We start from the raw sequence: 17,600 nt of genomic DNA on the forward strand, positions 1-17,600 counted from the left end.
CCGCCATAAAGAGTTAGATGGCCAAACAAATTTTACCAAAGTGCTGATTGCTTTCTTGATATTGGAAAGCTTGGACCATTTCTTCTAAGGCAAAGACCTTATCGACCACTGGTCGCATCGCGTTTGCCTCAATGGCTTTGACCATGGCTTGTTGTTGGCTGCGGCTACCCACCAACACTCCTTGCAAGCGCAGTTGCTTAATGAGGGCAGTGACCAGCGGAAAATCTCCCGCCAGGCCAGTCAAAATACCAATCACCGACACGTGACCGCCGACGCGGGCCGCTAGCATGGATTGTTCCAGCGTGGCTGGCCCGCCGACTTCGACCACATGGTCTACGCCACGACCACCAGACATCTCACGCGCCAGATTGCCCCATTGCGGTGTCGTTTTGTAGTTGATTAGATGATCCGCGCCCAAGGCTTTGAGTTTTTCTAGCTTGGCCTCACTCGATGAGGTCGCAATCACGGTTGCGCCGGCTAACTTGGCAAATTGCAGGGCAAAAATAGACACGCCCCCAGTCCCTTGCACCAATACCGTATCCCCGGCTTTTAGGTGATCATCCCCCATCAGTGCGCGCCACGCCGTGAGTGCTGCAGTAGTCAGGGTGGAGGACTCAATGTGGCTCCAGCCTTTGGGCGCGAGGGTAAATGCATTGACCGAGGCGGTGACCACTTCACGTGCGTAGCCATCCACGCCATCCCCAGGCACAGTGGCAAAGCCCTCTACCAGCGGCTCGCCGGATTGCCAGCTCGGGAAAAACGTACTGACGACGGCATCGCCTAGGCTGAACTCTGTCACGCCTTCACCCACAGCGATGACCTCGCCGGCACCATCCGCCATCGGGATACGTGGCTCAGATGGCCCCCACATACCACTGACCACCGCGAAGTCATGATAATTGAGTGCGTTGGCGTGTAGCCTCACCGTGATTTCGCCCGCCTTAGGCGCGGCGGCTTCACGCTCCCCGATGGTCACTTGATGATAGCCGCCACCGGCTTGCAAAATAATGGCTTTGTGCATGGATGTCTCCCTGAGTGTTGCGATGCTAAAAACAAAAAAGTCATTTTTTCTGATTGTGCCGCGTTGTCCAACGGATGTAAATTATCCGAGCTAATTGGCATGCTAGGCGCGTCGCTGACAATAAAATTTAACAGCGTTAAAGTTCATCATGATGCGCGGTGAAACGCACATACATACAATCTTGTATGTTAGTATATTTTTAAAACAGAACAAGCCTAAACGGTTGCGCGTTGCAGGCATCACAGATTTTCACAAGGAACCCACCCAATGAAACTAACGATCAATGGCAAAGAGACCGAACTCAATGTGAGTGACGATATGCCCATTTTATGGGCGATTCGCGACGTGGCTGGCATGACTGGCACCAAGTTTGGCTGCGGTATGGCGCAATGTGGTGCTTGTACCGTGCATCTGGATGGTCAAGCGATCCGATCCTGTGTGACGCCCGTCAGTGCGGCGGTTGGTAAAAACATCACAACCATTGAAGCCATGCAAGATGACAAAGTCGGACAAGCGGTGCAGGCTGCCTGGCAGCAGATTGATGTGGTGCAATGCGGGTATTGCCAGTCGGGTCAAATCATGTCCGCGACCTCCTTGTTGAAACAGAATCCCAAACCGAGTGATGCTGATATCGATGCTGCCATGAGCGGGAATATTTGTCGCTGTGGTACTTATCAACGTATTCGTGCGGCGATTCATGAAGCTGCGACCAAACTCGCTTAAGGACACACAGCATGAACGATATGATTAATCAATCTCGCCGCAGTTTTATTAAAAGTACGGCTTTGGTCGCAGGGGGGCTGGTGGTGGCTTTCACTATTCCCCAAGCCAAACGCTTCATGAGCGTCGCCAATGCAGCGGAAGCCATGCCATTGCCTGCGCCCAATGCGTTTTTACGCATCGGCGCCGATGACCGCATTACCGTGATGTTGGCCCACAGTGAAATGGGGCAGGGCGTGTGGACAACATTGCCCATGCTGATTGCAGATGAGCTAGACGCTGACTGGAACAAAATCACGGTTGAACATGCGCCGGCTGCCCCAGCCTATATTCATACGGCGTACGGCATTCAGATTACTGGCGGTTCATCGACCACGTGGTCAGAGTTTGACCGTTATCGTCAGGCGGGTGCCTTGACGCGGGCGCTCATGCTGCAAGCGGCAGCCAAGCAGTGGCAAGTGCCTGTGTCTGCATTACGGACTGAGAATGGGGCGGTCATTTACGGCAAGCAGACTTTGCGTTATGGACAATTGGTTGAGATCGCCAGCAAGTTAGAGACGCCAACCACGGTGACGCTGAAAACACCCGAACAATGGAAGTTTATTGGCAAAGCGACCAAGCGATTAGATAGCGCAGAAAAAATCAACGGCACGGCCAAGTTTGGTCAAGATGTGCAGTTTGATGGATTGAAAGTCGCCATGGTGGCGCGTGCACCGGTGTTTGGTACCAAGTTGAAAAGCGTTGACGACAGCGCTGCGCGCAAGGTGCCGGGCGTGATCAAGGTGGTGAAAGTGCCCACCGGTGTGGCCGTGATTGCCGAGCATTATTGGGCGGCCAAGCAAGGCCGCGAGGCGCTCAAGCTGACTTGGGATTTAGCAGGGCATGACAAGCCTGATTCTGCTGCTTTGTTAAGCCGTTATCAGGTGTTGGCAACACAAGCAGGCTTGCAAGCGGCAAAGGCAGGCGATGTGACTGCAGCAAGCAAACAAGCAAAACAGACCATCAGCGCGGAATATGTACTGCCCTATTTATCGCATGCGCCGATGGAACCCCTGAACTGCGCAGTCCGCATTTCAGACCAAGGCTGTGAGATCTGGACGGGCACGCAAATGCAAACTACCGATCAGGCCGCCGCTGCCAAAATATTAGGGCTCAAACCCGAACAAGTGGTGATCCATACGCAGTTTTTGGGCGGCGGTTTTGGTCGCCGCGCCAACCCCCGTGCTGATTTTGTCTCAGAAGCGGTTGAAGTCGCCAAAGCTGCAGGGCTGCCAGTCAAAACTGTCTGGAGCCGCGAGGACGATATCAAAGGTGGTTTTTACCGACCCATGTTTGTGCATCGCGCCACCGTCGGGCTGGATAAGCAAGGCAGCCCCTTGGCCTGGCAACATACCTTGGTTGGACAGTCGATTATCAAAGGTACGCCATTTGAAGGCTTTTTGATCAAAGAAGGCATTGATGGCACCTCGGTAGAGGGCGTGGCAGACTCGCCTTATGTCAAAGGCACCCCTCACCATCAGGTGCATTTGCATACAGTTCAAAGCGATGTGCCGGTATTGTGGTGGCGTTCGGTGGGGCACAGCCACTCGGGTTTTGTCATGGAGAGTCTGATAGACGAACTGGCGCATGCCAGCAAGCAAGATCCCTTGGCCTACCGTCGTCAGTTGCTCAAAGCGCATCCGCGCCATTTGGCTGCGTTAAATCTCGCGGCCGAGCAAGCCGGCTGGGGCAAGCCATTACCCGCAGGCGTATTCCGCGGCATCGCGGTCCACGAATCTTTTGGCAGCTACGTCGCGCAAGTGGCAGAAGTGTCGGTGAAGGCGGGCGAGGTGAAAGTACATCGCGTGGTGGTGGCGATTGATTGCGGTCTGGCAGTCAACCCTGATGGCGTCAAAGCGCAAATGGAGTCTTCGGTGTCCTTTGCCCTGGGGGCTGCGCTCAGTAGCGAAATCAGTTTTAAAGCGGGCGAAGTGGTGCAATCTAACTTTCACGATTATCAGGTGTTGCGCATGAAAGACATGCCTAAAGTGGAGGTGCATATCGTGCCTAGTCGCGAAAAAATGGGCGGTGTGGGTGAGCCCGGCGTACCGCCGTTGGCCCCTGCGGTGACCAATGCGATCTTTGCTGCGACCGGTAAGCGCATTAGGCGCCTGCCGATCGGCGAGCAATTGGTTTAATTCGATGCAATCGTCAGATTGGGAAGTGCTGCAACGCGCCCGAGACTGGCTGCAACAAGGCCACCGTGCGCACCTGTTTACGGTCATCCAGACTTGGGGTTCAGCACCCCGTTTGCCTGGCGCCATTTTGGTTGTGCGCGACGATGGTCATCTGGTGGGGTCAGTATCAGGCGGCTGTATCGAAGATGATCTGGCCGATCAGGCCAAGCATGATCAGCTGCCTCGCCAACCAGCAATTCTAGATTATGGGATTAATCAGGCCGAAGCCCAGCGCTTTGGTATCCCTTGTGGTGGTCAACTGAAGATTTTTGCTGAGCCACTGACGGATGCCGCACAACTCACCCCCATGTTGGAGAGTCTGTCGCAGCGCCGATTATTGAAACGCTCAGTGCATGTGTCCACTGGTGAGGTGCGGCATCAAGCGGGTTCACCAGAGGGCATGCCCTATTTAGATGGGGATTGGTTTCACAGCTATTTTGGGCCGCAATGGCGATTGCTGATTATTGGCGCCAATCAGTTGGGTGCCGTGCTGGCGGCGATGGCGCAAGCGCTCGATTTTCATGTGATGATTTGTGATCCGCGCGAAGAGATGCGTGCCGAATGGCATGTTGAAGGGGCGGATTGGCTCGTAGGCATGCCGGACGACGTCGTTCTCGAGATTGCGCCCGATCCGCACACCGCGATTGTCGCCGTGACGCACGACCCCAAGCTGGATGACATGGCATTGCTTGAAGCGTTAAAGTCACAAGCGTTTTATATTGGGGCACTGGGTTCGACCAAGAATCAGGAGAAACGCAAACAGCGCTTGCGCAGTTTTGATCTCAGCGAGCAAGAGGTACAGCGTTTGCATGGCCCGGTCGGCTTACGTATCGGCAGCCGCACGCCAGCTGAAATCGCGGTCTCTATTTTGGCTGAACTGATTCAAACGCGGGCACAAGTGCAGCAAGTCGGTTTGTCACAAGCCAGTACTCGCCGCGTCGCTGCCTAAACTAAGCAGGTCGGCAGGGGTGTCAATGTCCTTCAATATGCCAGCATCGGGGCTGTCAAAGCGCACAATCTGCGCTTGATTCGCGCGCAAAATGCTGCGCGCGCCCTGATCTCCCATCACCTGACGCAAAGCAGTGATCCAATCGCTACCAAAGCCCACCGGGTGTCCCGGGTTGCCTGCATAGTGTGGCTGTACGATGTTGTCTGGCGTCAGCCGTTGGGCGACTTCTAGGATGGTGGCTGGCTTGATAAATGGCATATCTGCCAGCGCAATCACGAGCCCTGTCAGGTTCGGAAAAGTTTGTAAGGCGAAGTCTATCCCCAGCTTCAAACTGTCAGCCATCTCTTGATGTTGTGCCTGACATTGCACCACCTCAAAGCCGAGCGCATGCATGGGCTCGGTGAGGTCCGTGGCTGGTAAGCGCAACACCGCCACACTCTTGGGCAGCGCGCTGATAAGGGTTTTCGCCGCGACCAAAGCCATGGGTTGGCCATTATGCAAACGCTGCAGCAGCTTGTTTTGTGGGCCAAATCGGCGAGAAAAACCGCCCGCCAACAGCAGGCCAACAATGCTAGATTGGCTGTGATTGATCATGAGCAGATCATCCGTCAACAAGCGGCCTTGCTGCCGCGTTAATAGAGGCTTGGTGAGGCTTCAAGGGAGAAAGAGGATGTTGTTTAAAACCTTATTTTACAGTCTGTTGGGCAGTTTGCTTTATTTTCCGTTGCTGGCCTGCGCCACGCAGCCCCAAGCCGACAGTGCGTTTGAAGTGACGGTGCAGGGGGAGCGTCGGGCCTATCTGGTGCACATGCCTGCCCAAGCGGTCTCTGGACAACTACTGCCGATGGTGTTGGTGTTGCATGGCGGCCTCGGCAATCGGCAAGTGCAGGCGACAGAACGGTTTTATCATCAGCGATCCGCCGCAGACCAATACGGATACATTGCCGTGTTTCCCAATGGCTATAGTCGATGGCCGGGTGGAAAGTTTGCGACTTGGAATGCCGGCAATTGTTGTGGTCCAGCCGTCAAAAAACAAAGTGATGACGTGGCGGTGATCCGCGCCATTATTCAGGCAATGCAGCAGCGTACGCCGGTTGACCCTAAGCGGATTTTTGTGGATGGGATGTCTAACGGCGGCATGATGGCTTACCGACTGGCTTGCGAATTATCGGGCACCATCCGCGCAATTGCTTCGGTTGCGGGGACGGACAATACCCAACAATGCCAGCCTGATAAGCCGGTTGCCGTACTACATATTCATGCCAAAAATGACGATCATGTCCCTTTTGCGGGCGGCAAAGGCCAGCAATCCATGGCCGATGTGTCTTTTAACAGTGTGCCCGCAACCATCCAAAAGTGGGTGCAGATCAACCAAGCCCAGCCGCAGCCAGAGCGCGTGTTAGCGGTGGCGGGCGCTTATTGTGATCTTTACCGTGGCGGACGCGCCGCCGTGCAACTTTGTGTGACTGAGACGGGTGGCCATGCTTGGCCTGGCGGGACGAAGCCGCGTGGCGGCCAAGCTGGGGCCGATGCGATAGACGCCAACGCGCTGATCTGGCAATTTTTTAATGCACAAAGCGGCGATGAGTGACGCAAGGTGGGCGTATTAAAATGGCACGCTGTAGCCGATATAAGCCATCGGTTGCATGCGGGTTTGTGTGATGGGGCTATCATTTTGTGTTTGACTCAAGCGTGTGACAAACGCACCAAATAGCAATGAGTGGTCGCGAAATCCTGGTGTGACGCCATTGAGTCCGGCTTGCCACTCTACCCCGGCATCTGCGCGGTAAAAAGGACGATTGGCAGTGACTTCGTTGCTGCGCACGCCAAAGTAATAGTCATTGAATTTTTGGCTATTCCAGGTTGCGCCAATCAGACCATTTAGCCGTAACTGCGGCGAACGGATCAGACTCTTAATAAATTGCAGCTGAAATTGCTGACCATTGCTATTGCCACTAGCGTCGGTGGTCCATTGCGCATTCAACGTGCCGTAGTCAGTTTGCCAGCGCAGTAGTGGGCCTACAAAAATAGAAAAATCTCTATCTTGCATGCCGCGCGTGCGGTCTCCTTTGCTGGCATCCCAGCCAAACTTCGCTTCTGCGGAGAGACCGAAACGGAGGCGCTGGTCGTCACTGTCAACCAACCATGCGCCGGCCTGCAATGCGTTGACAAAAAAACGGTCGCCATAATTAGCGTTAATAATGGGTAAAACCAGTGCCCGGTACTCGTCTGAGCCAGAGGTTTTTGGCAATACGCCGATGCCAATGCCATACAGATTTTGTGCTCTGGGCACGGCAGTTTCGGTTTGTCGATCAATCCGCGATTCTGCTGCGGCTGTTGCACTGAAGCATGCCAAGACGAGACTAAGGGTGGTGCGTGAGAGGCGTGAAAAATTCATCATATTTTATATTCAATTTATTGATTTAAATGTGTATTGGTCATCATGCATGAAAGTTTAGTTTCTGTGTTGAAAACCAAACGAATCACTCAAGGTCTGACCCTCAATTATTAGGAGAAGTCATTATGCAGCGGGATCAGATTATATGGGCAAAAGCCCTGACTTTATTGGGCGCCATCCCCTTCGTCGCGGCGGTGCTTGCACAGATTGCTGGCATGGCACATTATCATACCGCCTATCTGTCCTTAACCTATGGCGCCATCATCATTTCGTTTTTGTCGGGCATCCATTGGGGGCTATATATCACCCATGCCAAAGCCAAACGCATCAACTTGCTGGTTTCCAGCAACATTCTCGCTTTGTTGGCTTGGTTATCGCTGCTGTTGCTGGTGCCCGTTACGCAATATTTGATTCAAATCACCTGTTTTATCAGCTTGTTGCTGATTGACCGGCAACTGGCCGCCGATGGTGCGATTGAAGCTTGGTTTTACCAATTGCGCCTGCAAATATCCTCCCTGGTAATCATCTGCTTGCTGTTGTTGGTCTGGTTGCAGCATTAAATCTTTGCTGGCAACACAGACCATCATGCCCTCAGCTGCCTTGTTTTAGTTTGAGGATTTGTTGGGCGATTTGTTCGCCCTCTGTTTGGTCCATTGCACTGATTGCCGGTTGAATGGCCTCCAGCGTGGCCAAGTCTTTTTGGTTAAATGCCACGCGAGACAAGGCCAGCATCGCGTCATAATCGCGTTGATTTAAATCGTAGGCGCGTTGCAAGTCTTGCTCGGCCTTGGCAAACTTTTTCAAGCCTTCTTCTGCCAAGCCCAAAAAGTACCAGGCATCGGGTGAGGTCGGTTCTTTGTTTGTCCATTGGCTCGCAATGGCCTCTAACGCAGCCCAGTCCTCATTTTGGTAAGGGATCACCACCTGCATAAAATAAGGCCGTTGCTCAAGCGGTACAGCCCAAAAAGGAATATCGTTGGTTTTCATTGAAACCATTTCCGGGGCATCCATCAGCTCTTTGATCCACTCCACGGGCAAGCTGTAGTAAAACGCTTGATGTCCGGGGCTCTTGAAGGTGGTCAGCCCAATCAGGTTGAAATGCTGGTCAAATAAGGCGCCGCCACTGGAGCCCATCAGAAACGCAGCATTAGAGCGCACAATGCTGCTGCCCTCAAACGGGTAAATGCCTTTGATGTTGCCATATGAAATTTGTGGCACTGGCGCCGCCGCCGGAAAACTGAGGCTAAATACTTCTTCTTCATATTGCAGGGTTTTGCTGTCACGCATGCTGACTGGTTTAAACGGCAGCGGATCAAACTTCAATAAACACACATCTCTTTTCCAATTGGCTTTTAGCCCAATTGGTTGATAACCATCGCGGAACTTGGCGATATTGGCGCCATTGCTATTGGCAATCACATGGCAATTGGTGGCGACGTATTCGGGGCTGACCACCACGCCTGAGCCGCGGCCATTTGAGCCGCCGGGAATATCCGTGGTGACCATCACGATGGAGTGGCCGAGTTCCAGTGTCTCTACAATACTAGGTTGGGCTTGCACACTGCTAACCCCCAATAATATCCATGGCAATACCAACAATCTCATCACAGCTCCCTAGGCGAAAGACATCCGTTTTGGCGATGCATCATGCATGACCTTCTCTCTGTGACCGCAACAATGCGCAAATGTTTTCATCGATCCGCATTTTGTCAGTGCTTTCTGACAAATAAATCCGCCAGTGCCTACTTATGTCATTGCTTGCCTGCCAATACCATGGCCAGACAGAAAGCCCGAGACGAAATCGAGTCCCTCCCATGTCACGCACTAAATCCTATATGATTCCCAAGCTGATTTTTTTGAACATGCTTGCTTTGATGATGATTACCTTTGAGCATGAGGCGCCTGCCGATAATCAGGCTTTGCTTCGTGCTGCGCCTGCACAAGCCGCCTTGGCGCCATCCTCAGATGGTGCATTGCTGAAGGTTACCGCAAATCAGCCTTCGCCACCCGCGCAGATTGAAAAGCCAGAGGCGCCTGCTGAAAGCAATCGGCCAGCGACGAAGAAAACAGCGGTCTACAAAACACGCGTCACCCACAAGCATGCTGCATCTTCATCCAAAGCCGTGATGCTTAAGACCAATGACAGTGCCAATTCGCCGCTTGGATGTTGCTTTCGCGGCAACCGTATTTGATCAGAAGACTCCCCCAACTCATCTAAAGCCTCCAGATGGAGGCTTTTTTGTTGCAGGTCTTTTCAAGAGTCAATACACTGGCAGGCAATTGCCCCACCACCTGTCAAAGAAAGCATTATGTTTAAATCCTTTTTTCCTGATTCTCGCTGGTTTTGGCCCTCTGTGATCGTTTGGGCTGTCGTATGTTGTGGTGTCTGGTTTGAGTATTCAACCGCCATTGGTGCGCTGTTTGGGCTGTCAGTGGCTGAAGAGCAGCCAGTGATCGGCCTCGGTCATTTTGTCACCGATTCGTTTAAGCTGTTTTATGGCTACTATGCGGTGAGTGTGGCCTTGTTTGCGTTAGCCTGGTTTAAACTCAAGCCCACGCGCTGGCAGTGGTGGTCTATTCTTGGTTCGGCGTTTATTTTGTTTTCGACCTATTACTCGGTACAAGTCTCCGTGGCCATCAACAATTGGCGCCGGCCATTTTTTGATGGCGTGCAGGCGGCGCTCTCCCCAAATTCCAAAGTCACTACCGCCGCCTTGTATACCTTGATGCTGCAGTTTGCAGAAATTGCCTTTGTCGCGATTTTTATTTATGTGATTACGCGCTTTTTTGTCAGTCATTACATTTTTCGCTGGCGCACTGCCATGAATGATTTTTACACCAGCCAATGGCCACAAGTGCGCAACATTGAGGGCGCGTCACAACGGGTGCAAGAAGACACCATGCGTTTTGCCACCATCATGGAAGGATTGGGCGTATCGATGGTCGAGGCGATCATGACGTTGTTTGCCTTTTTGCCGGTGCTGTGGAGTCTGTCTGCCTATGTCAGTGAGCTGCCGGTGTTCGGTCAAGTGCCCGCCCCATTATTTACCTCGGCCATTGCTTGGTCCGTGTTTGGTACTTTGTTACTCGCTGCGGTCGGGATTAAATTACCCGGCTTGGAGTTTAGGAACCAACGGGTAGAGGCGGCCTATCGTAAAGAGTTGGTGTATGGGGAGGACAATGCAGAGCGTGCGCAACCGGCCACCCTCAAAGACTTGTTTATCGATGTGCGCAAAAACTACTTCCGTTTATATTTTCACTATATGTACTTTAACGTGGCGCGCAGTTTGTATCTGCAAGCAGATAATATTTTTGCCTACCTCATCTTGGTGCCGACCATTGCGGCTGGCCGCATCACCTTCGGTATTCTGCAACAGATATTGACGGCTTTTTCACAGGTCAGCAATTCGTTTCAATACTTAGTCAACTCTTGGACCACCATCGTGGAGTTACTCTCCGTCTACAAACGGTTGACGGCGTTTGAAGCGGCGATCAAGCATGAGGCCTTGCCGCCGATTGAACAAACCATCGCCTGATCTTAGCGGCGATCAAACAAGCCGTGATCCAATCACAAGTGGCCAGGGTTATCTGGCCACTTGCTGCAAATGATCAAACTTAGGTTGTTGGTCTCGCATAAATTGCGCCAGCGCTGCATCGGATAACGGTCGGCTGTAGTAGTAGCCTTGGCCGACATCACAGCCGCTATGCAATAAAAATCGGTGTTGATATTCAGTTTCTATGCCCTCAGCCGTCACTGATTTGTGCAAGCTTTTGCCCAGATTGATCAACGCGAGCAAAATGTTGCCATTGGTCACACTCTGTTCTAGGTCTTGCACGAACTCTTTGTCGATTTTTAACTCATCAATCGGGTAGTTTTTCAGGTAGGCCATATTGGAGTAGCCGATACCAAAATCGTCAATGGCGATACATACCCCGAGCCGTTTGAGTTGTTCCAGCGTGCGGGTAAACATCGCTTCATCCTTGAATCGCGCATTTTCGGTGACTTCTAGCGTGATCAAATGTGGCGGCACACGTTCTTGACGCAGTACGCGCTGGACGGTCTCGACCAAGTTGCCGCGTAGAAACTGAATGGGCGACACATTGACCGCAATTGGCACCATATAGCCCCACTCTGTTTGCATGGACTTGATCTTTTGGCAGGCGGTCTGCAACACCCACTCACCAATGGCAAAAATGTGGCCGGTTTCTTCGGCCACCGGGATAAACTGATCGGGGGGAATCAATCCCCGCTCTGGGTGTTGCCAGCGGATCAAGGCCTCCAGCGCGCTGATATTGCCATGCTGCATATTGATTTGGGGCTGGTAATACAGCATCAGTTCCTGCCGCTGCAAGGCATGTCCCAAGCCATATTCGATCTCATTACGCTCACCCAGCTGTTTCGCTAGCGTGCCGCTAAACATCTGCACTTTGTTTTTACCTGCGTTTTTCGCACTGTAGAGCGCTGAGTCAGCGCAAGTGAGTAGCGTGTCAATGTCTTTGGCATGATCAGGGTAAATGCTGACGCCTACACTGCAAGTCATATTGAAGACATAATCGCCAATGCCGATGGGCTTTGAAATAGCCTCCATCACACGTGCCAGCAAGGGCTCGGCATCTTCAGCTACCCGGATGGCAGGGTAGAGCATGACAAATTCGTCGCCGCCAAACCGTACAATGGCATCTGTGGGGCGTGTGCTTTGGATCAAGCGTTGTGCGACATTTTCTAACAGTTTGTCGCCGGCCCGATGCCCCAAGGTATCGTTAATCAACTTGAAGTGATCGAGGTCGATAAAGGCGATAGCAATTTTGTGATGCATTTTGTCGGCTTCAGCGATCAGGCTGGCTAATTTGCCACTAAACGCGTGCCGATTGAGTAAGCCGGTGAGATTGTCTGTCACCGCGAGCTGGCGGATTTGCAACTCATGGTTTTTGCGGTCGGTAATGTCTTCTACCGTGCCCTCGTAATACAGAATCTGACCTTGTGGATCACATACGGCATGGGCGTTTTCTGAAATCCAGATAGTTTGCCCATCCAGTCTGTAAACTTCAGACTCGAAGTTTCGCACGCGGCCGTCTGCTCGGATGGCATCAGTAAAATCGCCGCGTCTGCTGGCAGACACATACAACTGCGTGCTGATATTGTTCAGGTCACTAATCAAGGCGGCTGGCGATACATAACCATATAACCTTGCCAAAGCCGGATTCGCATTGAGATAGGTGCCAGACTCGGTGGTTTGAAACATGCCCAGCGTGGAGTTTTCAAACATCGAGCGGTATTTTTGCTCGGTGCTGAACAGCTCGTGCTCTATATGCTTGCGGCCACTGATATCCTGAATAATGCCCTCAAGCGCGACCGGTTTTCCTTCATTGTCAAACACGGCGCTGCCGCGCTCAGCGACCCAAGTAATCTCACCATTGGCGCGCACAATACGGTATTCCAACTCAAACCGCTCGCCTTTTAAAATGGCGGTATCGATGCTGGCCCGTGCCTGCTGGCGGTCGTCTGGGTGGGTAATCGTCTCATAAGAGGTGGTTTTATTGAGCAGCAGGTCATGGGCTGGGTAGCCGGTCAATGCGGCGCAGCCCTTGCTCACATAAATCATGGTCCAATCGCTGTCGTACAGGCAGCGATAAACCATGCCATCCAGATTGTCCAGCAGCGTATCCAGCAGTCGCTGTTGCTGCTCGGTCATCAGGGCTTCCATCAGCTCGGACTGCATCAGGTCGGGGTGCGGTCGGCTTTGCATTACACCAACGCCTGTTCAGCTTGCGGTTGCGCGCGCGCATTGAGCACTTTTTCCCAGAGGCTTTGTGCCGTAATCAGGGTCAACATGGTGTTTTGAGCGATATTGGCAATGGCAATGCCGGGGTTGTGGCTGGCGCCTTTAAAAAACGTATTCATCGGTTGAATTTGTTGCCCCGATAGATAGGGGATTTCGCCCAGTGCAGAGACAAATATGCCAAACTTCAGCGAAGCGGATTTGTCTTCGATGACGACAATCTGGCGATAATCTGTGAAGTAATGCGGGTGGCCTAACATCCGCGCCAGATCGATCACAGGAATCACTTGATCACGATAGGTGTGCATGCCGGCGATAAACGGCGCCGATTCGGGCAGTGTGCGCAGTTGGTCTTCATCAATCGCTTCCCGCACAAAGCGCGCCTCGATGCCCATCCACGAGTCACCCACATAAAAGGTCGCGAACTCTTGGCTATCATCACCTGATTGCAGTAACAGGCTTGGGTTGAACTTGTTATGGATGACTTGGGCTTCGGCCTCAATGCGCTGGTTAATTTCATCCTCTCTGCCCAACGGGGTGAAAATCAGCGCAGTGACTTTGTTGCGATAATTGTCCTGCTCGCTCTTAAACTCGCGATAACCATAGGCCGCACGCGCACCCACGGCGTAGTAGGTGTTTTGGTAGATAGCAATGTCAAACAATTGCTCACTCTCTTTGAGTTTGGCGATGGCGGGCATCAGGTCAAACGATTCGCCAATGGCAAAATCCGGGTGGGTGCTAGAAATGACGCGCAATTGCTCGTTTACGAATAAGGTGAAGCTGCCGTTGACTGGGGCATCGGCTTTGTCACGGGGAATCACATCGCGTAGCATGGCCTGAAACTGCGGTGTGCTGTCAAACACAATCGCAATGCCACCAACAATACTATTGCCATCCAAGTGTCTGATGGGCGCTGCATAGATGTAGGTATGGGTATCGTTGTAAAGCGGCGTCTGCTCAAATTGCGAGACGACATAGTCCTGCGTCGAGCTGCAACTCCGCGTCCGTCCGACCCATTCTTGGGTCAGCTGGGTGCCTACCAGGTGTTCATATTGACTGTTGGAGACAGCCATGACCTCGCCTTTGCGGTCAAACACAATCAGGTTGTCATACACGGTATACAAGCTGTTGATATAGCGCAAAATGTCAGCCATCTTACGCTTGTCTTCTGGGTCGACGGTTGGGGTGGCCAGTAGTGACCTGAATGCATGCGTTAACGCCCACCATCGCACATCGTTGGCACGTTCGTACAAGTTGCGATCCATGATTTCGACCGCCAGTTGCGCATAAAAACTGGAGTTTTCCAACATCACAGAAACCACAGTCTGATAAAGCTCAGACACCATGTTCTCAATGATTTTTTGTGTTTTATGCCCAGTATGACTGATCTCGGATAATAAGCTTTTTGAAAAGTTTTTTTGCTGGGTGTTGACATAATTACTTTGCCAAATGTTGCCGTTCCACACCGATTGATTCAGCTTACTCTGAATATTGGCCGCTTGTTTGGGGATATTTAACAGGCTTTCAGAAAAGATCAGTGGACTGCGCATGACTTTGCGCAAAATGGCTTCATCAATGTTATTGACCATCTCTCGGATGCTTTGATTAAAAGCATGCTCGATCGGGATCATGGCTTGACCCAACCAACCGGGCCCCAAATAGCCTTGGTAACCTTCTGACTGTTTAGTGACGCATAAGTATTCACGCCCACTAAAGCGGCTGATAAACCAATCTTGCTCAGTGTCGACGCAAAGCTTGATGCCCAGCGGGATTTGATAGGGGTCGCTAGAGGCAATCACTTGACGCTTTTCATCTAACAATACGCCGATGGTCCAGTCATGCGGTTGAATGAGGTTACTAAAGATGGTGTCCAGCTCATTCACAAATTTAAAGCACAGGCAGAGCACGCCCAGAATGCGGTTGCCATCTTTGCTGCGAACCGCATGTGCGTACACCAGCGATTTATGTAAGCTGCCATTCATTTCCGTTTCATAAAAGCGCTCCACATACGGCTCTGTCGATTGCTGCGCCAGTTCTACGATGGGGTGGTAGTGAAATAAAGTGGTTTGTGTCTCATCTAGCTGATGCAATAAATGTCCTTGCACATCAAACAACACGATGTTTTCATAGACGGTGTATTTCTTTTGATACTCTTGAAAACGAAACTCAAGGTTGTGTTGATCTTCGGCATCCAAACGGTCGGCAGCCTGATTCTCAAGATACTCTCGGACATCATTATCGGTGGCAAAAAAACCAATATCTGCCGTCCGCTCAAACAGGTTGCGTAGCAATAAGTTAATAATCTCAAACGCTTTTGACGACAGTTGTGCGGCTGTTTTATGCAAGGTTTCTTGAGACAAATGCCGCAAAACATCATTGGAGATGGTGTTGAATGCCCCGCGTGTTTCTTCCATCTCTGAGCCTGTGCCAGACAATTGCGCCATCAATGCCAGACTGTCCCAAGCGTGTTGTAGTTGGTAAATGTGTGAGCGAAAATCGTTGACCTTTTTAAAGTGGTTTGCCAAATCCTCGGTTACCGGTTGCGGGTGCATCTAATCGCCTCTTCATTCTAAAATTTTTATGGTTCCCTAAGCTTTTAGAGCAAAAACGGTTCCCGTTTGCAGGCTTTGAATTGAAAAACAATGGCAAGAAAAATGCTTTTATCCAACGATTCATCCTTTAATCGCGAAAAGCTGGCGTGAAAATCGCTTGTAAACTGTTGAACTAACCCCTAACCCCCTTCTTTTTCGCTGGCTAAAATGCCCATGCTTTTTTATGGTGCGTAAATTTCCAAATTGGTGCATATTGGCCTGCCTGAAATTCCGTTGAACGCCCAGCCCTATGATAAATACCATGATTGAAATCCACAGTGTCTCAGAAGCCATCCGCGATGCGGTGGCGCCCGTTTTTTTATTGACAGGCATCGGGTCGATTTTAGGCGTGCTGATCGGACGCCTGGGGCGCTCGATAGACCGCGCCCGTTATCTCACGGATACGCCAGAGGAGAAACGCGAGCGTTTTAAAGATGAGTTGAGGATTATTGTGCGTCGGACCAAATGGTTGCGGCGCGCGATTGGTTTGGCAACGTTCGCTGCACTGTGTATTTGCGTGTCGATTGCCAGCATGTTTATTTCAGTAGAGACCGGTTTTCGCTTGCCACATCTGGTGATGGTGTCTTTTATTATCTCGATGGCTTCACTGATTTTCGCGCTGTTATGCTTTTTGCGCGAGATTGTGTTGGCATCGCGTGAAGTGATTGTGCCTTTTCAGCAACGCGACAAAGCCGCACATCATTCTGCGTAGAGCGCGCGAATAATATCGGTTTGCGTCAGGATGCCCACCAGTTTGTTGTGGGCATCAACCACCGGCAGTAACTGCAAATGATGGCTGGTCATGAGCGGAATGGTATGTACCAGATGCATGTGTGCAGGAATCGTCATCACTGGGGTTTGCATGATTTGTCCGACCACCTCCGGTTTATTGCTGTGGGTGGTGGGCGACCAGCGGATGAGTCTTTTTAGTGCGGGCGTCACCTCTCGATAGCTGTCTGCGTTTGCATGCCGCATGAAATCAGACACACTCAACAGACCGATCACCAGTTGTGCCTTGTTCACGACGGGGATCGCCGGCTCTGGTTGTGTGAAGAGTAATGGCCAGGCTGTTTCTAGTGCATCGCCATATTCAAGCGTGTGTGGCGCTGGCCGCATAATGTGCTGGCATTCAATCGCCTCTAATTTACGCTTGTAGGCGATGAGTTCCGTCTGTTGCAGCAAGCGCTGTAATTGCGCAGGGTGAATATCCAGCACCTCATGGTATTGGCCCAATGCGGTTTGCAAGTCCTCAGGGGTGAAGCCAAACTGGTATTGCATCGGGTTGGGCGGGATGGGCGTTGCGGCTTGATGGCCCGCCGGATAGCGGTAACCGGTCAGCGTATGAAACAACCAAGCGCAGATCACGAGACACACACTGTTAGCGAGTACCGGCCACCAGACAAACCCATAGCCAAGCTGATGAATCGCGTCCCCACCGAATACGGCGGTTAATGCCACCGCGCCACTCGGTGGGTGCAGGCAGCGCAGTACAAACATGAATCCGATGGCACTGAACATGGCCAGCGCAGCGGCCCACACCCATTGTTGTGGCAATAACTGATAAAAAAACACGCCGGCCAGCGCAGCCACCGTATTCCCGGCCAGCAACGCCCATGGTTGCGCGAGCGGGCTCGAGGGCAGGCAAAACAAAATCACGGCCGAGGCGCCCATCGGCGCGATTAAAAAAACCATGCTATGCCAATCCATCGGCACCACACATTGCGCGATCAAGCCCGTGCACAAAATGCCAATCCCTGCACCCACGGCTGCGCGTGCATAGTCACGCAAGCTACCGGTCATCCGCCGCGGCCAAAAGCGTTGTACAAAAGACGAAAACACTGTCATCTGCAGACCATTCAAATAAAAATGCAGTGTATCACGCACCCTGTCTGGCCAAGGATTTCGGCCTACAAAAGTGCCATGCA

15 protein-coding genes are annotated in these 17,600 nt (G+C 51.9%); 8 read left to right on the plus strand and 7 right to left on the minus strand.

Annotated elements, in window-relative coordinates; genetic code table 11:
* Positions 1-13: 13 nt before the first annotated feature.
* Positions 14-1,021 (minus strand): zinc-dependent alcohol dehydrogenase family protein, encoded by a 1,008-nt coding sequence (locus tag FIT99_RS00985; RefSeq protein WP_140002094.1) that lies wholly within the window; start codon positions 1,019-1,021, stop codon positions 14-16.
* Positions 1,022-1,288: 267 nt separating this feature from the next.
* Between FIT99_RS00985 and FIT99_RS00990 the strand changes: the two genes are divergently transcribed.
* From FIT99_RS00990 to FIT99_RS01000, 3 genes are read left to right on the plus strand one after another with little or no spacing between them, the layout of a single operon-like run.
* The gene (locus tag FIT99_RS00990; RefSeq protein WP_140002096.1) at positions 1,289-1,744 is read left to right on the plus strand and encodes a (2Fe-2S)-binding protein; all 456 of its coding nucleotides are present in this window, start codon (positions 1,289-1,291) and stop codon (positions 1,742-1,744) included.
* Between the two features lie 11 nt (positions 1,745-1,755).
* Positions 1,756-3,918: a xanthine dehydrogenase family protein molybdopterin-binding subunit gene (locus FIT99_RS00995; RefSeq protein ID WP_140002098.1), complete on the plus strand. Its 2,163-nt coding sequence runs from the start codon at positions 1,756-1,758 to the stop codon at positions 3,916-3,918.
* A gap of 4 nt (positions 3,919-3,922) precedes the next feature.
* On the plus strand, positions 3,923-4,906 hold the full coding sequence (locus FIT99_RS01000) for an XdhC family protein (protein ID WP_140002100.1): 984 nt from the start codon (positions 3,923-3,925) through the stop codon (positions 4,904-4,906).
* Here FIT99_RS01000 and FIT99_RS01005 read toward each other — a convergent pair.
* Positions 4,874-5,500: a nucleotidyltransferase family protein gene (locus tag FIT99_RS01005; protein WP_140002102.1), complete on the minus strand. Its 627-nt coding sequence runs from the start codon at positions 5,498-5,500 to the stop codon at positions 4,874-4,876. The genes FIT99_RS01000 and FIT99_RS01005 overlap by 33 nt on opposite strands.
* A gap of 76 nt (positions 5,501-5,576) precedes the next feature.
* On the opposite strand from FIT99_RS01005, the gene FIT99_RS01010 reads away from it, so the two are divergent.
* Positions 5,577-6,497, plus strand: coding sequence for an alpha/beta hydrolase family esterase (locus FIT99_RS01010; RefSeq protein ID WP_140002104.1), 921 nt, complete (start codon positions 5,577-5,579; stop codon positions 6,495-6,497).
* A 15-nt stretch (positions 6,498-6,512) separates the two neighbouring features.
* Here FIT99_RS01010 and FIT99_RS01015 read toward each other — a convergent pair whose 3' ends face one another.
* Positions 6,513-7,307, minus strand: coding sequence for a MipA/OmpV family protein (locus FIT99_RS01015; RefSeq protein ID WP_140002106.1), 795 nt, complete (start codon positions 7,305-7,307; stop codon positions 6,513-6,515).
* Between the two features lie 122 nt (positions 7,308-7,429).
* On the opposite strand from FIT99_RS01015, the gene FIT99_RS01020 reads away from it, so the two are divergent.
* Positions 7,430-7,864: a DUF3429 domain-containing protein gene (locus FIT99_RS01020; protein WP_140002108.1), complete on the plus strand. Its 435-nt coding sequence runs from the start codon at positions 7,430-7,432 to the stop codon at positions 7,862-7,864.
* Positions 7,865-7,895: 31 nt separating this feature from the next.
* Here FIT99_RS01020 and FIT99_RS01025 read toward each other — a convergent pair whose 3' ends face one another.
* Positions 7,896-8,909, minus strand: a complete 1,014-nt coding sequence (locus FIT99_RS01025; protein WP_223261231.1) for a trypsin-like peptidase domain-containing protein — start codon at positions 8,907-8,909, stop codon at positions 7,896-7,898.
* A 209-nt stretch (positions 8,910-9,118) separates the two neighbouring features.
* On the opposite strand from FIT99_RS01025, the gene FIT99_RS01030 reads away from it, so the two are divergent.
* Together FIT99_RS01030 and sbmA are read left to right on the plus strand one after the other, a co-directional pair.
* Positions 9,119-9,496: a hypothetical protein gene (locus FIT99_RS01030; protein WP_140002112.1), complete on the plus strand. Its 378-nt coding sequence runs from the start codon at positions 9,119-9,121 to the stop codon at positions 9,494-9,496.
* Between the two features lie 117 nt (positions 9,497-9,613).
* Positions 9,614-10,840 (plus strand): peptide antibiotic transporter SbmA, encoded by a 1,227-nt coding sequence (gene sbmA / locus FIT99_RS01035; protein WP_140002114.1) that lies wholly within the window; start codon positions 9,614-9,616, stop codon positions 10,838-10,840.
* A gap of 48 nt (positions 10,841-10,888) precedes the next feature.
* Here the strand turns inward: sbmA and FIT99_RS01040 are convergent, their stop codons facing one another.
* Both FIT99_RS01040 and FIT99_RS01045 read right to left on the minus strand, forming a co-directional pair.
* Positions 10,889-13,051, minus strand: coding sequence for a putative bifunctional diguanylate cyclase/phosphodiesterase (locus FIT99_RS01040; RefSeq protein WP_223261232.1), 2,163 nt, complete (start codon positions 13,049-13,051; stop codon positions 10,889-10,891).
* The gene (locus FIT99_RS01045; RefSeq protein WP_140002117.1) at positions 13,051-15,636 is read right to left on the minus strand and encodes a chemotaxis protein CheW; all 2,586 of its coding nucleotides are present in this window, start codon (positions 15,634-15,636) and stop codon (positions 13,051-13,053) included. The genes FIT99_RS01040 and FIT99_RS01045 overlap by 1 nt, the downstream gene beginning before the upstream one ends.
* A 301-nt stretch (positions 15,637-15,937) precedes the next feature.
* On the opposite strand from FIT99_RS01045, the gene FIT99_RS01050 reads away from it, so the two are divergent.
* Positions 15,938-16,387 (plus strand): DUF2721 domain-containing protein, encoded by a 450-nt coding sequence (locus FIT99_RS01050; RefSeq protein ID WP_140002119.1) that lies wholly within the window; start codon positions 15,938-15,940, stop codon positions 16,385-16,387.
* On the opposite strand, the gene FIT99_RS01055 is transcribed toward FIT99_RS01050, so the two are convergent.
* Positions 16,375-17,520, minus strand: coding sequence for an HPP family protein (locus tag FIT99_RS01055; RefSeq protein WP_140002121.1), 1,146 nt, complete (start codon positions 17,518-17,520; stop codon positions 16,375-16,377). The genes FIT99_RS01050 and FIT99_RS01055 overlap by 13 nt on opposite strands.
* Between the last annotated feature and the right edge of the window lie 80 nt (positions 17,521-17,600).

The organism is Methylophilus medardicus, assembly GCF_006363955.1.
GTDB lineage: Bacteria > Pseudomonadota > Gammaproteobacteria > Burkholderiales > Methylophilaceae > Methylophilus > Methylophilus medardensis.

Coding starts and splice junctions, on each gene's coding strand:
- FIT99_RS01010 (WP_140002104.1), top strand. CDS start 5,577: ATGTTGTTTAAAACCTTATTTTACAGTCTGTTGGGCAGTTTGCTTTAT.
- FIT99_RS01005 (WP_140002102.1), bottom strand. CDS start 5,500: ATGATCAATCACAGCCAATCTAGCATTGTTGGCCTGCTGTTGGCGGGC.
- FIT99_RS01050 (WP_140002119.1), top strand. CDS start 15,938: ATGATTGAAATCCACAGTGTCTCAGAAGCCATCCGCGATGCGGTGGCG.
- FIT99_RS01055 (WP_140002121.1), bottom strand. CDS start 17,520: ATGACAGTGTTTTCGTCTTTTGTACAACGCTTTTGGCCGCGGCGGATG.
- FIT99_RS01020 (WP_140002108.1), top strand. CDS start 7,430: ATGCAGCGGGATCAGATTATATGGGCAAAAGCCCTGACTTTATTGGGC.
- FIT99_RS01015 (WP_140002106.1), bottom strand. CDS start 7,307: ATGATGAATTTTTCACGCCTCTCACGCACCACCCTTAGTCTCGTCTTG.
- FIT99_RS01025 (WP_223261231.1), bottom strand. CDS start 8,909: ATGAGATTGTTGGTATTGCCATGGATATTATTGGGGGTTAGCAGTGTG.
- FIT99_RS01030 (WP_140002112.1), top strand. CDS start 9,119: ATGTCACGCACTAAATCCTATATGATTCCCAAGCTGATTTTTTTGAAC.
- FIT99_RS01000 (WP_140002100.1), top strand. CDS start 3,923: ATGCAATCGTCAGATTGGGAAGTGCTGCAACGCGCCCGAGACTGGCTG.
- FIT99_RS00985 (WP_140002094.1), bottom strand. CDS start 1,021: ATGCACAAAGCCATTATTTTGCAAGCCGGTGGCGGCTATCATCAAGTG.
- FIT99_RS01040 (WP_223261232.1), bottom strand. CDS start 13,051: ATGCAAAGCCGACCGCACCCCGACCTGATGCAGTCCGAGCTGATGGAA.
- FIT99_RS01045 (WP_140002117.1), bottom strand. CDS start 15,636: ATGCACCCGCAACCGGTAACCGAGGATTTGGCAAACCACTTTAAAAAG.
- FIT99_RS00995 (WP_140002098.1), top strand. CDS start 1,756: ATGAACGATATGATTAATCAATCTCGCCGCAGTTTTATTAAAAGTACG.
- sbmA (WP_140002114.1), top strand. CDS start 9,614: ATGTTTAAATCCTTTTTTCCTGATTCTCGCTGGTTTTGGCCCTCTGTG.
- FIT99_RS00990 (WP_140002096.1), top strand. CDS start 1,289: ATGAAACTAACGATCAATGGCAAAGAGACCGAACTCAATGTGAGTGAC.